Raw genomic sequence first — 15,649 nt, 5'->3', positions numbered from 1 at the left:
CAAAAACTATGAAGAAAATTATTTATGCCCTTACATTTATTTTTACCATTATTGGTAATTCACAAGAAATTAAATTCGGAAAAATTTCTAAAGAATACTTACAAGAAAAATTTTATCCGAAAGACTCAACAGCAAATGCAGCTTACTTATTTAAAGAAAGAAAAACCTTTTACAGATTTAACAAGAACAAAGGCTTTCAAATTGTAAATGAATATCACCTTCGTGTTAAAATTTATAATAAAGAAGGATTTGATAATGCTAATTTTAACCTGGTTTATTATAAACCTGAATCAGGTGAAAAAGAAAAAATTACTTCAATCAAAGGCTATACTTTCAATTTAGATGAGAACCAAAAAGTTTCTAAAACTAAATTAACTAGTCAAAGTATTTTTGATGAAAAGTTAAGTAAATACAGAAGTGTAAAAAAAATCACAATGCCTAACATTCAAGAGGGAGCTATTATTGATTTACAATACAAACACACTTCTCCATACCGAACTAATATTGATGACCTAAAATTTCAATACAGTATTCCTGTAAAAAAATTACAAGTTAAGGTAGAAATACCGGAATGGTTCGTCTTTAACAAAATCAGTAAAGGTTACTTTGGAATATCTCCAAAGACTAGCGTTAAAGAAGGAAGAATTTCTTTTTCTCAAAGAGTAAGAACTAACACTAGAACGGCTGTAGGTTCTACAACTTCATCTGAAGTTGAAAATCAAAATATCGATTTAAAATATAATGTTGATGAATATAATGCAAATTACATTCCTGCTTTGGACTCTAGAGAGCCTTATATATCTAACATTAATAACTACTATGGAGGTATTAAATATGAGCTATCAGTCATAAAATATCCAAATTCTCAAATTAAAACCTTCACTAATACTTGGGAAAATGTTAGTAAAAAAATCTATGACTCAAAAAGATTTGGTGATGAATTGGAGAAAACAAAATATTTTAGAGATGATTTAGCCAACATTTTAACTACCGCTAAAGGTGATGTACAAAAAACGTTAGCCATTTTCGAATTTGTTAAAAGTAAAATCAAATGGAATAACTACAACGGAAAATACTCAGACGAGGGTACTAAGAAAGCATACAAGAACGGTGCTGGAAATGCTGCTGATATCAATTTAATTCTGACAGCAATGTTAAGAGAAGCGGGACTAGGTGCAAATCCAGTATTAGTAAGTACTAGAAATCACGGAATTCCATTATATCCAACTTTCGATGGTTTCAATTATGTAGTTTGCTATGTTGAATTTACTGACGGTAAAACAATGTTACTTGACGCAACAGAGAAATATTCAATGCCAAATGTACTACCTATGAGGGCGCTGAACTGGAACGGGCGTAAAGTTACAAAAGAAGGATACTCTGAATGGATTAACTTAAACTCTCCAAAACATTCTGCAGAAACAAATACTCTAAAAGTAAAATTAGATTCAGAAGGTTCTGTTACAGGATTACTTAGAACAAAAGAAGACTATTTAAATGCAATGTTAGGAAGAATTAGATATAATCATCTAAAAGAAGAAGATGTTATTACTAATTTAGAAGAACGTTATAATATTGAAATAGAAAACTTCAGAGTAAATAATAAAGAGAATCCTTTTAAATCATATAACAAAATGATTAAGTTCAACTCTGACGATTTAGTAGAAGGAATAAATGGAAAACTATTAATTAATCCATTATTATTTTTCACTGAGCGAACAAATCCATTTAAATCAGAAGAAAGAACATTCCCTGTAGATTATGGATCTGCTTGGAAAGAAACAAATAATGTATCAATTCAATTACCAGAAGGATACAAACCAGAATTTTTACCAGAGCAATTTGCCATTGGACTCCCAGAAAACTTAGGCTTCTTTAAGTTTAAAGTTTCTAAAAACGGAAACACTATTAATGTAAGTTCTATTATTCAAATCAACACTCCTGTAATTGCTCCAAACTACTATAGTAGTCTAAAAGAGTTTTACTCAAAAGTAGTTGCAAAGCAAACTGAAAAAATTGTCTTAGTTAAAGGATAAAACACTAATGAACAAATCATATTTAATACTACTTATTTTAACAATAAGTAGTATTTCTATTTACGGTCAAAGAAATTCTAAAACTCCAAAATTAGGTCAGATTAAAAATGAGGAATTAAAAATGACCTACTATGAGAAAGATTCTTCAGCAGGAGCTTTAGTTCTCGAGGAAAAAGGATATTCATATGTTGATGATCAAAACAATTTTGATTTCAGGAGAGACATTTATCGAAGAATAAAAATTTTTAATAAAGCTGAATTCGAAAGAGCTACCATAGAAATTGATCTCTATCTTAAAGAAGAAGTTCGGTATATTGAAGCTGTTACATATAATCTTGAAGACGGTAAAAGAACAAAAATATACTTGTTAAGTAGTCAAGTTTTTAAAACACAACTTTCCGAAAACTGGCGACGAACTACCTTTACGCTTCCTAATATAAAAGAAGGATCAGTAATCGAATATAGTTATAGTATTTTCTCTCCTTATAGTCAAATCGATGATTGGAAATTTCAATGGGATATTCCAAAGTTAAAAAGTGATTTCACCTCATCTTTCCCAGGGAACTGGAGATACAATATCAGAATTCGTTCTTCTCAAAAATTAGATCGAAATAAATCCTACATAAAAAGTGGCTGTATTACTGTGGGTGGTTTAGGAGATGCCGATTGTTCTATCATGGAGTACGGAATGGATCATATACCTGCGTTTAAAAAAGAAAACTTCATGGTTTCAGAGGAAAACTTTAAAGCCAAACTTATTTTTGAACCAATTTCCTTTACACAAACAAATGGTGTTATTAGAAAATATACTAAAACCTGGAAAGATGCCGATCAAACTATCCGTAAAAACTTTTTGGATGCACAAACTTCTAAAAAGAACTATTTCAAAAGGAACCTACCTAAAAAATTACTTAGCGCTTTATCTGAAACTGATAAAGCAAAAGACATATACGAATTCATTCAAAATAAACTTACGTGGAATAAAAAGTACCGAACAAAAACGATTAGAGTTAAAGAAATTTATAAAAACAATACAGGAGGTGTAGATGGTATCAACTTAGTTTTATACAACGCACTCCAAGCCGCAAATATTGAAAGTTACATCACAGCTTTATCAACAAGAAATAACGGTATCCTCACTAAACTTCATCCATCTGTGAAGCAATTCAATTACTACCTAGTAAAAGTGATTGTTGATGGAAATACTTATTTTTTGGATGCAAGTGATAAAAATTTAGCTTTTGGTGAATTTCCTTTCGCATGTTTAAATGGAGAAGTTAGAGTTTTTGATTTTAAAAAAGGAAGTTATTGGGAACTTCTTAAGCCTAAATATAGATCCTCAATTCGCCATAACATCTCATTAAATTTTAATGAAGATGGCGAAATGCAAGGAGATATAATTTCTACGGAAAGAGGTTATAATGCCTTGAGAAAGCGAAGAATGTTGAAAAACAAGTCAGAAGAGGAGTATTTAGAGGAATTTGAAACTGAGAATCCTTTAATTGAAGTAGCCGAATTTGAAGTAGTTTCAGATGAAAAAGACATTATTAAAACTGCTTATAAAATTGGCGTTCCCGATTTTACTCTCGACGATAATAATATTCGGTTAAACCCTTTCATTATTGAAAAAAACAGCAAAAATCCATTTAAATTAAAGGAACGAAATTACCCAGTTGATTTTGGTTTCTCATGGTCAGAATCGTTTTCTATTAGAATTAATATACCTAAAGGATATACTGTTTCTCAAATGCCTCCTGACAAAACATTAAGCTTACCAAACAATGGAGGTAACTTAATTTATAAAGTCAACAGAACCGACAAGGATATTATAATTTTTATGAAGTATAGCTTAAAGAAAGCGATTTACACAAATGTAGAATACCATTATTTAAAGGAATACTTTAATAATATTATAAAAGCTCAAGATGCATACATTGAATTCAAAAAGAATAATTAAAACACCTAATTATAAATAGAGTAACATTAGTTTATTTAATTCGTCGAACAAATAGTAAACCAAATAATTAATTAAACTAATGTTACTTTCTCAAGAATATAGAGAGCAATGGTCTGTTTCCTCTAAAGTTATTTTTCGTTTTATTTTTTTATACTTCTCCTTTTATATTTTATTCTTATTTACAGGTAGATTTTTCTTTGAAGATTTTTTTGCTTGGGTAGGAAAAAACATCTTAAAATCAGAAGGTCGACTAGAATATTTCCCGACAGGAAGTGGTGATACTACAATGGCTTATATTAGTATTTTTGTTCAGATTATTTTTACAATTCTAGGAACAATCTTCTGGTCATTTTTAGATCGTAATCGAAAATCATATAATAAACTTTCTTATTGGTTTATAGTTTTCATTAGAATAGTACTAGTAATATTTATGCTCGCTTACGGATTTGCCAAAGTATACAAAACACAATTTCCGGCACCTAACCTTACACAACTTTTGCAACCTTTAGGTAAATTTTCTCCCATGGGATTAGCTTGGACTTATATGGGACATAGTGAGGGTTTTAATTTATTTACTGGATTAATAGAAGTATTGTGTGGTTTATTACTTATTCCAAGAAGAACACAAACCATTGGTAGTATTCTTACCATGATGGTAATGTTTCAAATAGTCTTACTTAATTTATTTTATGATATTCCCGTAAAACAATTCTCAATTCATTTATTCTTAATGGCAACATTAATTTTCCTTACAGACTTTAAGCGAGTATGGCGTGTTTTTGTGAGAAATCGAAGTGTTGAGGATTATAAATTTTATCATCCTATAAATTCTAAAGAATATCATAAACTTATTTTCTGGTTTAAATTAGTAATGGTTATTATTTTTCTTTCAACCATGACCTATCAAGGCTACACAAGCGAAAGGAAATTTGGTGATAAAAGAGAAAAGTCTGAATTATATGGTATTTGGGAAGTCTCAAATTTTGAAATAAATGGAGAAAATAAACCTCCAATTTTAACAGATTCCACCAGATGGCGATATCTAATTTTTGACAAAAAAGGTATTGCTTCAATTAAATTAATGAACAATAAATCAAAATGGTATAATGCAGAATATGATAGCATCAAACATGAATTGGATATCTTCAGAAGAATAGATAGCGTAGACCACTCCCCATTTAAAACTTTTAGAAATAATAATAATTTATCATTAGAAGGAACCTTCTACGGAGACACACTCTCGATTCATCTAAAAGCCATAAATTTAAAAGAATTTCCACTTATAAATCGACCCTTCACTTGGGTTAAAGAGACTCCTAATTAAGTTTAAATCAGTATAGACTAGAAATTATATTCTATATTTTTTACTCTACAGTTGTAGAATTAAATTTTTATTTCTACATTTGTAGAGATAATTCTAACAATGTAGAAATGCAGTTAAGTAAAACCGAAGAACAATTAATGCAATTATTATGGAAACTAAAGAAAGGTTTTATGAAAGATATCCTTTCAGAATTTCCAGAACCAAAACCAGCAACAACGACTGTCGCAACTCTTTTAAAAAGAATGCGAGATAAAGGTTTTATTGACTACAAGTTGTATGGAAAGTCAAGAGAATATTATCCATTAGTTAAAAAATCAGATTATTTCTCTAAACATGTAAATGGCTTAATTAAAAATTTCTTCAACGATTCTGCAAGCCAATTTGCTTCTTTCTTCACAAAAGAGACAGATTTATCTGTAATTGAACTTGAAGAATTACGTAAGATTATTGACAATCAAATTAAAGAACAAAAGAAATGATTGCTTATTTAATTAAATCGTCAATTTGCCTACTACTCTTACTTGTATTTTACAAGCTTGTATTAGAAAAAGAAAAAATGCATCAATTCAATCGTGCATATTTATTGGGAATTATTCTATTTTCATTTTTAGCTCCTCTTTATGTAATTAATATTTACATACCAGTTGAAACGTTAGATTTTCCACTTGATTTTGACGAAGAGTTATTAAATGGGGAGATACTTCAACAGCAAAAAGAAATTAGTTATTGGACAATTGCTGGAATCTTGTCTCTAACTATTTCAACAGTCTTTTTTATTCGTTTCATCGTAAACCTATCTAAAATTATATTAAAGATAAAACAGCATACTAAAATCAAGATTAATAATGCTACGCTTGTTTTAGTTGAAGACTTCATCAGTCCGCACACATTTTGGAATTACATTTTCATCAATAAAGAAGAATATACAAACAAAAAGTTAGAAGAAGAGTTACTTACACATGAATTGACACATGTTACACAACGACATACAATTGATGTATTAGTAATTGAACTATTGAAAATAATATTTTGGTTCAATCCTTTATTCTACTTTTTGAAGAAACTTATTCAACTCAACCACGAGTTTATTGCAGATAACAAGGTGATTCACCTTCATAAAAATATTTCTGAGTATCAGCATTTGTTATTAAATAAAGCTACTTGGAACAACGATTATTACTTGGCCAGTAATTTGAATTATTCATTAACAAAAAAACGATTAGTTATGATGAGCACACGAACATCAAAAGTCAATAATTGGCTAAAAAAGCTAGCAGTAATACCACTGCTAACAGGAAGTATTTATGTTTTCGCAGAAAGAGTAGAGAGCTATGAAATGAAAAACAACCCACTTTTAGATTCAGATATTTCAAATCTAGAGTTTCCAAAGAGTGAAGAAACAAGCATTTCATCTTTGGAAGATATCAAGAAAAAAGTATCAAACAAAGAGGCTTTAAAATTTACTCTTGAAAACAACGATAACACGAAGCATACTTTCCTCGCTTCTATTGAAAAAAAAGAAGATAAAGCAATCTTAAAATGCTACAATTGTAAACGCTGGGCAAAACTAAAAATTCCAATGAATAAGGAATTTACTATCACTGATTGGGGTTTCACTAACAAAACAAATGTAGATCAAGGTGCATACGCTTTTACGATTAAAATCACAAATAATGAAGTGTACTTCAAAGGATTGAAAAATACCGCTTGGAAAACATTAGGTTTTACATTACAACCGAATAAAAAGCAATATATCAATCAGAATGGGACAGTTGTCTATAAAGAAAAGAAAAGTGAAAGAGCTACTAGAGTTAACTATCCAGTTTTAAACAATGATTTAAACCTGAAAAAAGTTAATTCTTTTAAAGTAGAAAATAAAGAAACACCACCTATTGCTAAAAGTCTTACAAACTCAGTCTCTAAAAAAGCATACGTAAATGAGTTAACTCAAAACAATACTGAATCTCTAAAGATTGAAACAGAAAAGACAGCTAAAAACTCTCCTAAGGAAATTAGTGAAATAATTATCGATCAATCCGAAGAGATTTCTGATTACAGAAAATTAAAAAGAAAATACGATAGATTAAGAAAGCAAAAGCCACATTATATTGAAAGCGAACCTGAACGTAAGAATGAACTAGATGAGATGTATTCCAACCTAGGTTTGATTTATTTCCAACTTTCTAAAGAGAACAGACGTAAACTTCAGCGTGCGGCTCGTCCTTATGCTCCTTATCTAAAAATTAAAAAAGGAAATGATTTCTATTATAGATTACCTAACGAGTTAACGGCAGAAGATAAGTTATATATTCCGCCACCACCACCTGCTACTGATTCTTCAGAAAAAGAAAAAGAAAAAGCAACAACGGAATTTCGTAAATGGGTGAAAAAAGTTAAAAAACATTCGGACAAAAAAAATCCTAAACCTGTAAAAATTGAGGTAAAAGAGAAATCTAAAAAAGGAATGGTTAAAGTAACTAACCAAGAGTTATACTACATTACCAACAGTAAAGGAACAAGATATTATAATCGTTGGGGACAAGAAGTAAATAAAAATGGAGACATTATTAATGCGGAGAAAAAATTTTCAATAGTAAGAGAAGGAGATAAAACAAATATTCCTGTGCCTCCGCCACCAAGAAAGAAAGTTCTAAAACAGAGGCCAAATAAAGGAAGTATAAAAGTAAACAATCAAGAATTGTTCTTCATCACCAACAGTAACGGAACCAAATATTATAATAAATCGGGGCAGGAAGTTACTAAAAACGGGACCATAATAAATGCGGAGAAAAAATTTTCAATAGTAAGAAAAGGAGATAAAACAAATATTCCTCTACCTCCGCCTCCACCTCAAAAAGCTTCAAAGAAATACAAGGATGTTAAGGTAATTAAGGGTAAAAAAGGAGAACTATACATGGTGCTAACTGGAAGTAATGGTAAAAAAGTGGTTAAAAAAATGGCTGATTTAACTCCAGAAGAGAAAAGACAGTTACCACCTCCGCCACCACCAGCCGATCCAAGCACTATTAAAAAACAAAATTCAAAAATTATTATTGACAAAATAGATAAGTTATCCAATAAAGAAATCCTGTCGATTTCAAATAATGGAACTGAGAAAGACCCAATTATATACTTAAACGGTAAAGAAATTAATAAGCAAGAATACTTAAAAATAGATAAGCAAACTATTAAAAAAGTATATGTAAATAAAAAAGAGGGAAAATACGGAGCAGTATATATCACTACAAAATAATAACCTCATTTAATATATGTTAAAAGCCTCATAAAAGAGGCTTTTTTTGTAACATTATTTACCGGAAGTCGTTCCTATAGTATAAGCTTATAACTATGATCAAACGATTTTTCCTCCTTTGTTCTGGTGTTGATCAAGATTTAATAAAGGATTGCTCAAACGCAGAACAAAACAAATATGCTGGTATTGGTGCCACTGTATTTTTCACTGCACTAATGGCTGCTATCGCTGCTAGTTATGCTTTATACACAGTTTTCGATAATGTTTATACCGCAATATTCTTCGGAGTCATTTGGGGATTACTGATTTTTAATCTAGACCGTTTTATTGTGTCTACTATCAAAAAACGAGACAAAAAATCACAAGAATTTATTCAGGTATTTCCACGTTTACTGTTAGCTATAATTATAGCAGTAGTCATTTCCAAACCTTTGGAGTTAAAAATATTCGAAAAAGAAATTAATCAAGTGTTGTTAACAAAGAAAAATCAAATGACACTTGATAATAAAACTCAAATTGCCCAACAATATACCCCAGAAATTACTCGACTTCAATCACAAATACAAGAGTTAAAAGAAGAAATAACAACAAAAGAAAAGGAAACAAATAATTTATATGAAACCTATATTGCCGAAGCAGAAGGAAGAAAAGGAACTAAAAAAGTAGGAAAGGGACCTGTTTATAAAGAAAAAAGACAAAAACACGACGCTGCATTGAAGGAATTAACTGAACTAAAAAAAGGTAATTCTGAAAAAGTAAATTCAAAAGAAAATGAAATTGCAGCTCTAGTTCAAAAACAAAAGGAAGCTGAAGTAAACACTCAACCTATTATTTCAAATTTCGACGGATTAATGGCAAGAATAGAAGCTTTAAACGAATTACCTACATTACCATCAATTTTTATTTTTCTATTATTCCTAGCTATTGAAACAGCTCCAATATTCACTAAACTTATTAGTTCAAAAGGTGAGTATGATTATAAATTCGAAAATCAAGAATCTCAAGTTAAATCATGGATTCAGCAACAAGTTGATCAGCGAGAAAAAATAGCGTCGACTGACATTAATATTAATACCAAAGTTTATGAAGATTTAAAATTAGAAGAAGAACTCTATAATTACAAACAGAAAATAGCAACTGACTTAATTAAGCTACAAGCTGACACTTTCTTCAAGAATCAAAAGAATATATTATGATTTGAAATAAATATTTAAAAAGAAGGTATTTCCAAAAATTTATGCCTTACCTTTATCCATAATTTTTTTAATACATTTTATAATGAAAGAAGGAACGGTAAAGTTCTTCAATGAATCTAAAGGTTTTGGGTTCATAACAGAATCAGGTTCAGGCACAGAATACTTTGTACACATCTCAGGTTTGGTGGATGAAGTTAAACAAGGTGATACTGTAGAGTTTGAACTAAAAGAAGGTAGAAAAGGATTAAACGCTGTAAGTGTTAGAGTAATTTAATATATAACAACATTTAATTTTTTAAAAGCATCTGATTTTCAGATGCTTTTCCTTTTAAATAAAGCTTCAAAAAGCATCTCAATATTAAAAAGATTTAATACATTTGCACACTCAAAATTCCGAGCTTTTTTGGGATTTAAAAATTAATAGATTAATAATCAAGGTCGCGTACCTTAAAAATTAACAAGTATGCCTGTAAAAATTCGTTTACAAAGACACGGTAAAAAAGGAAAACCATTTTATTGGGTGGTTGCTGCAGATTCTAGAGCTAAAAGAGACGGTCGTTTCTTAGAAAAAATCGGAACGTACAACCCAAACACTAATCCTGCAACGATCGACTTAAATGTTGATTCTGCTGTAAAGTGGTTAGAAAATGGTGCTCAACCTACTGACACTGCAAGAGCTTTATTATCTTACAAAGGTGCTTTATTAAAGCATCACCTAGCTGGAGGTGTTAGAAAAGGTGCTTTAACAGAAGAGCAAGCTGAAGCTAAGTTTAACGCTTGGTTAGAAGAAAAAGCTGCTAAAGTTGCTGGTAAAGTAGATGGTTTAGCTAAAGCTCAAGAAGATGCTAAAACCAAAGCTTTAGAAGCTGAAAAAGCTGTTAACGAAGCTCGTATTGCTGCAAAAGCTCCTGTTGTAGATAGCGAAGATGCTACTACTGAAGAAGGTGGAGATAGCGAAGAGTAAAAAACAAGACGATAATGCAAACTAAAGATTGTTTTTATTTAGGCAAAATCGTCAAAAAACACAGTTTTAAAGGCGAAGTAATTATTAAGTTAGATACTGACGAGCCTCATCTGTACAAAAATTTGGAATCAGTATTTGTCGAACTAGGCAATAATCTGATTCCTTTTTTTATTGAAAAATCTTCATTGAGTAAAAGCACCATGTTTCGAGTGAAATTCGAAGGTGTTGATACAGAAGCTGATGCCGAAGCAATTTTACGATCTGGTATTTACTTACCTCTTACCCTACTACCAAAACTTTCTGGAAATAAATTCTATTATCATGAAGTAATTGGTTTTACCGTAAAGGATGTAAACTTTGGTGAAGTAGGAAAAATCACCAACATAAACGATTCTGCTGCTCAACCTTTATTTGAAATTGATAGGGATGGAATTGAATTATTCATTCCAATGATTGATGATTTCATTAAAAAAGTAGATAGAGAAGATAAAACTATTGAAGTAGAAACTCCAGAAGGACTGATTGATTTATACATCAATTAAATGAAGCTTTCTAAATAATTCAAAATATCGGTTAATTCTTGATCGGTCAAAGCCTCCCTATTGTGCTCTCCATTAGCCCAATTAAACACTTCTTTTAATTGTAAAACATCTGGATCTTGTACTTCTACCAGAGATTTTTCATCCCTTATGAATTTGAATAACCATTCTCTAGAGATTTTACCAGTTACTACAGGTATAAATCCATCTTTTTTATCTGGTTTATGACAACGATAGCAACCTTCATTCAAAAATATAACCCTCCCTCTTTCAATTGAAAACTCCATAGCTTTAGGTTCTACAACTTTATTATTAACAGTAGGATAATCATTCTTTATTTGAATACTTACCATCCAAAAAATCATGAATAACATAATTACTGAGATTATAGTTCCAAAAATTGTATTCGCAGAGATTTTCATGGTAAATCTTTGTTATTTATTGTTATCAAAAACTATCCAAATAATTCAAAATATCATTTAGTTCTTGGTCTGTCAAATGTTTCTTATCATGTTTTCCGTTTACCCAATTAAACTCTTCTTTTAATTGTAAAACATCTGGATCTTTTCCTTCTACCAGAGATTTTTCATCCCTTATGAATCTGAATAACCATTCTCTAGAGATTTTACCAGTTACTACAGGTATAAATCCATCTTTTTTATCTGGTTTATGACAGCTATAGCAATCTTCTTTCTGAAATAAATCTTTTCCTCTTTTAACTGACAGTTGCATATTTCCCGCTTCTACAACTTTATCAGTGACATCGGGATATTCATATTTCGTTTGAATGCTTACCATCCAGAAAATCATAAATAATAAAACTAAAGAGATTATACTTCCTAATACGGTATTTGCAGATATATTCATAACAATGTTCTAATTTTCAAATTTCATAAAGCTCAATTGGTAAATCATCGGGATCATTGAAAAAGAAAAATTGTTTTCCTGTAAATTCATCAATTCTAATTTCTTGACAACTCACATTACTAGACTCTAAGTAATCCTTCCAAGATTTTAAATTTTTAACTCCGAAAGCAACATGACGTAATCCTGATGCTTCAGGAAATGAAGCTCTTTTTGGAGGATTTGGAAATGAAAACAACTCTATCAAATACATTCCATTTAAACTTAAATCTAGTTTATAAGAATCTCTTTCTTTTCTATAAACTTCCTGTTTTATCTCAAAACCTAAAACCTTTGTATAAAATCGTTTTGACATTTCATAATTAGAACAAATTATTGCAATATGATGTAGCTTTTCAATTTTCATCAACTAAAAAATAAATTCGTAAACACAATCCTCTTCTCCTTCAAAGACACTTTGCTTACCGATATATGTATATCCTAATTTTTCCAATAAACGTTTAGACTTTTCGTTTTCTGGTAAAGTAAAAGCGTATACTTTTTCTTGTTTGAAAGTATCTTTGATATAATCCATCATTAATAACGTAGCTTCACTTGCATAACCTTTCCCTCTTCCTTTCGGTAACAATGCGTAACCCAAATCAATAAAATCTAATTTTTCTCTTTGTAAAGCCGAAGACATACCTACTGGTTCATTTAATTCCTTTGAGAAGATTGTAAAAAAGCCTAACCCATTTAACTTCCCATTTTTCTCCAATATATCAATCAAGTACTTCTTTGTAGCTTCTACTGTTTTTAAACCTTTATCATTAATATATTTCAACCAATCAGGATCGTTAAATAATTCAAAATAAAAAGAAGCCTCTTCTGGTTCAACATCTTTAATAATTAATCGGTCATTTTCTAATTTCATTCTACTAGTTTATCTTCAATAATACGGTTTTTTAAAAAGTTTATATCTTTCAGAACAAATATTTTAAGATGAAAAAACTAATATTATCCCTTATCGTAATCTTTATATCGTGCGCTGCATCCAATGAAGAACGAGATAAAAAAGAAATCTTAGCTTTAATGAAAAACCAGGAATCAGACTGGTCGCGACATGATTTAGATGGTTTTATGCTTGGATATTGGAAATCAGACTCGCTAAAATTTCAAGGAAGAAAAGGTATTACCTATGGTTGGAAACAGACCTTAGAAAACTACAAAAAGGGTTATCCACATAAAGAAGATACAGGAAAGTTAAAATTTAAAATTAGATCAATCTCTAGAATTGAAAGCAACAGTTATTATGTAATGGGGGAATATCACCTAACTCGTGAAATTGGAAATGCTGATGGAATTTTTATGATTATTTTTAAGAAAATTAAAGGTGAATGGAAAATTATTGCTGATACTTCCTGTTAATTTTTCAATTTAAAGATTACTTTCGCAAGCACAATTATAAGCAATGAGTTTATTACAAGAATTACAAGATAGAAGTGGAAATCAATGTGAGTTATGTGCTTCAACAAAGAGTTTAAGTATTTATGAAGTCCCTCCTATTTCTACACGCGGTGTTGACAGAAGTATTTTAGCTTGCGAAGAATGTGTCGAACAAATTAATAATCCAGAAACTGTAGATTCGAATCATTGGAGATGTTTGAATGATAGTATGTGGAGTGAATTTTCTGCGGTAAAAGTTGTTGCTTGGAGAATGTTACATCGATTAAAAAAAGATGGTTGGTCGCAAGATCTTTTAGATATGATGTATTTGAAACCTGAGGAATTAAATTTCGCTCAAGCCACAGGAGACCATCTAGATGAAAGTGAAAGGATACTTCATAGAGATAGTAACGGAGCTATTTTACAAGCTGGAGACAATGTTGTTCTTATAAAGGATTTAAAAGTAAAAGGATCGAGTATGGTTTGTAAACAAGGAACAGCTGTAAGGCGAATTTCTTTAGATCAAGAAAATGCTGAATATATAGAAGGAAAAGTAGACGGACAGAACATTGTTATTGTTACGAAATACGTAAAAAAACTTTAGTAATAAGTGTCTATCATACATAAGAAAAAACATTTACAAGCCACGATATATAAAATTGAAAATGTAAAAAGAGAACATAACTTTCTTTTGCGAAACCTTTGGAAAGTGATAGTGTTGGGTGTACTTTTCTCGTTGTGGGCACCAACAAGAAGACCTGAAAGAGAGTTTTTACAACATGGAAAATCAATGTTAGATGCTGGAGAATATTCATACACTTCATCAGTTTTGATTTGTGCTGCTGTGTATGCTTCTCTTTGTTTTATTTATCATGTAGTTTCTAAATATCAGGATCAACGAAAATTAAAAAACCTAGAAGATTTAAAACGCAACTTAGAAAGGGAAATCAAAAAATACAACCAATAAAAAAGCAGCTTTTCAGCTGCTTTTTTTATTTCTCTGCGTTGTAATACACTTTGTAATATTTCATTTTCTTGTCTTCATCATACCCTCTTTCTAAATAGTCTGAAGCGGCATCTGGAGCATCAATATCAATCTTAATTTGAATATTAGTGTCGAGCTTAATTTCTGTTTTTAACTTTCCTTTCTCTTTCTTTAAAACAATATCAGAAACTTCAAAGTTATTTCTTACCAATACGTCATTCAATTTTTCGAAATGTTTCTTATAATCTTCAAACATATCTTTATGCTTATCATCTTCAAAAACTTCATCTTTGAATGTATGATAGTCAACACTTTCATGTTCTTTAAAATAATCAACAGTATTTGCTAGGAAATTTCCTTGCTCGTGCTTTCCATATTCTGGCTTTATAATTTCCTCAGAAAAATCACGACACAATTCTAAATAATGCTGAGTATGTAAGTTTCTATCATCAGCATATTTTACATTCAAGAAATTTTTAATCCAATATTGTGCATCGTAATTATTATTGTCTACCGATAACACAACCGTTCCTTCCGCATCAGAAGAATTTAAAATCAAACAACCTTTATCCAATCTCTTTGTTGAAATTCCTTTTTGAACCACTACATCAAAACTATCCTCATCTAAATAAGTTTGAAAAAAATCTACTTTACTTTCAATTTTAAAAATTCCAACCGCTTCAGTCAGCACATCTTTATATTCGATTCCTTCAAAAAGTACAACTAAAACATCTCCTGTTTTAATATTTGCCGAATTTGATTGCTCGTATAAATGATTTACAACATTCTTTGAGTTTTCAATAAATGTTTCTTCATCTTCAAAAATTTGAGAACTGTAATTATTAATTTCATTCAAACGAACATCAGCATGATGATTAAAACGATAACTTTGTGTGACTCCTCCAAATGGTTTAAGCAAAAACGGAACTAATAAATCATAACTTTCTTCATCAAAACGCACCAAACTTTCAGAAAATGCATTCTGTCCGCTATTGTATTTGTTTGCTACTTTGTGAATTATACATTTTGTTATTTCAACCCGAGTTCTTTTAATCATCTTTCTAAAAATTAGGCAACAAAAATACGTATTTTAGTATCGTAAAAAA

General features: G+C 30.1%; 17 protein-coding genes. 12 read left to right on the top strand and 5 right to left on the bottom strand.

Features of this window, described 5'->3' with window-relative positions; genetic code table 11:
• Positions 1-8 precede the first annotated feature (8 nt).
• The 9 genes from BTO06_RS02015 (at position 9) to rimM (ending at position 11,272) form a co-directional block, all read left to right on the top strand.
• Positions 9-2,036, top strand: a complete 2,028-nt coding sequence (locus BTO06_RS02015; RefSeq protein ID WP_100926686.1) for a transglutaminase domain-containing protein — start codon at positions 9-11, stop codon at positions 2,034-2,036.
• Between the two features lie 7 nt (positions 2,037-2,043).
• On the top strand, positions 2,044-3,993 hold the full coding sequence (locus tag BTO06_RS02010; protein ID WP_100923726.1) for a DUF3857 domain-containing protein: 1,950 nt from the start codon (positions 2,044-2,046) through the stop codon (positions 3,991-3,993).
• 79 nt (positions 3,994-4,072) lie between these two features.
• Complete coding sequence (locus tag BTO06_RS02005) at positions 4,073-5,317, top strand: DoxX family protein (RefSeq protein ID WP_100923725.1); 1,245 nt, start codon at positions 4,073-4,075, stop codon at positions 5,315-5,317.
• 107 nt (positions 5,318-5,424) lie between these two features.
• On the top strand, positions 5,425-5,796 hold the full coding sequence (locus BTO06_RS02000; RefSeq protein ID WP_100923724.1) for a BlaI/MecI/CopY family transcriptional regulator: 372 nt from the start codon (positions 5,425-5,427) through the stop codon (positions 5,794-5,796).
• A 77-nt stretch (positions 5,797-5,873) separates the two neighbouring features.
• Positions 5,874-8,570, top strand: coding sequence for a M56 family metallopeptidase (locus BTO06_RS01995; RefSeq protein WP_157811708.1), 2,697 nt, complete (start codon positions 5,874-5,876; stop codon positions 8,568-8,570).
• A 95-nt stretch (positions 8,571-8,665) separates the two neighbouring features.
• A complete protein-coding gene (locus tag BTO06_RS01990) occupies positions 8,666-9,766 on the top strand; it encodes a DUF4407 domain-containing protein (RefSeq protein ID WP_100923722.1) in 1,101 nt (366 codons plus the stop codon).
• Positions 9,767-9,848: 82 nt separating this feature from the next.
• The gene (locus tag BTO06_RS01985) at positions 9,849-10,040 is read left to right on the top strand and encodes a cold-shock protein (protein WP_100923721.1); all 192 of its coding nucleotides are present in this window, start codon (positions 9,849-9,851) and stop codon (positions 10,038-10,040) included.
• Positions 10,041-10,229: 189 nt separating this feature from the next.
• On the top strand, positions 10,230-10,730 hold the full coding sequence (locus tag BTO06_RS01980; protein ID WP_100923720.1) for a 30S ribosomal protein S16: 501 nt from the start codon (positions 10,230-10,232) through the stop codon (positions 10,728-10,730).
• Positions 10,731-10,744: 14 nt separating this feature from the next.
• The gene (gene rimM / locus BTO06_RS01975) at positions 10,745-11,272 is read left to right on the top strand and encodes a ribosome maturation factor RimM (protein WP_100923719.1); all 528 of its coding nucleotides are present in this window, start codon (positions 10,745-10,747) and stop codon (positions 11,270-11,272) included.
• On the opposite strand, the gene BTO06_RS01970 is transcribed toward rimM, so the two are convergent.
• Genes BTO06_RS01970 through BTO06_RS01955 form a run of 4 tightly spaced genes read right to left on the bottom strand, consistent with a single transcriptional unit; the run spans position 11,269 to position 13,046 of the window.
• Positions 11,269-11,691 (bottom strand): c-type cytochrome, encoded by a 423-nt coding sequence (locus tag BTO06_RS01970; RefSeq protein WP_100923718.1) that lies wholly within the window; start codon positions 11,689-11,691, stop codon positions 11,269-11,271. The genes rimM and BTO06_RS01970 overlap by 4 nt on opposite strands.
• A 25-nt stretch (positions 11,692-11,716) precedes the next feature.
• A complete protein-coding gene (locus BTO06_RS01965) occupies positions 11,717-12,136 on the bottom strand; it encodes a c-type cytochrome (RefSeq protein ID WP_100923717.1) in 420 nt (139 codons plus the stop codon).
• Between the two features lie 16 nt (positions 12,137-12,152).
• Entirely contained in the window at positions 12,153-12,539 is a 387-nt protein-coding gene (gene gloA2 / locus BTO06_RS01960) for an SMU1112c/YaeR family gloxylase I-like metalloprotein (protein WP_100923716.1), read from the bottom strand.
• 3 nt (positions 12,540-12,542) lie between these two features.
• Positions 12,543-13,046, bottom strand: a complete 504-nt coding sequence (locus BTO06_RS01955) for a GNAT family N-acetyltransferase (RefSeq protein ID WP_100923715.1) — start codon at positions 13,044-13,046, stop codon at positions 12,543-12,545.
• Between the two features lie 68 nt (positions 13,047-13,114).
• Here BTO06_RS01955 and BTO06_RS01950 point away from each other — a divergent pair, with 68 nt between their 5' ends.
• The 3 genes from BTO06_RS01950 to BTO06_RS18365 are packed head-to-tail and all read left to right on the top strand — an operon-like array spanning position 13,115 to position 14,525.
• Positions 13,115-13,540 carry a nuclear transport factor 2 family protein gene (locus BTO06_RS01950; protein ID WP_100923714.1) on the top strand — a complete coding sequence of 142 codons (426 nt, stop codon included), beginning with the start codon at positions 13,115-13,117 and terminating at the stop codon, positions 13,538-13,540.
• Positions 13,541-13,583: 43 nt separating this feature from the next.
• The gene (locus BTO06_RS01945) at positions 13,584-14,162 is read left to right on the top strand and encodes a PhnA domain-containing protein (RefSeq protein WP_100923713.1); all 579 of its coding nucleotides are present in this window, start codon (positions 13,584-13,586) and stop codon (positions 14,160-14,162) included.
• Between the two features lie 6 nt (positions 14,163-14,168).
• Positions 14,169-14,525: a hypothetical protein gene (locus tag BTO06_RS18365; protein WP_157811707.1), complete on the top strand. Its 357-nt coding sequence runs from the start codon at positions 14,169-14,171 to the stop codon at positions 14,523-14,525.
• Positions 14,526-14,550: 25 nt separating this feature from the next.
• Here the strand turns inward: BTO06_RS18365 and BTO06_RS01935 are convergent, their stop codons facing one another.
• Entirely contained in the window at positions 14,551-15,600 is a 1,050-nt protein-coding gene (locus tag BTO06_RS01935; protein WP_100923711.1) for a nucleoid-associated protein, read from the bottom strand.
• Positions 15,601-15,649 lie beyond the last annotated feature (49 nt).

It is taken from the genome of Tenacibaculum sp. SZ-18 (assembly GCF_002813915.1).
In the GTDB taxonomy this organism is placed as follows: Bacteria; Bacteroidota; Bacteroidia; order Flavobacteriales; family Flavobacteriaceae; genus Polaribacter.
This window is presented reverse-complemented; position numbering and strand designations above follow the sequence as displayed.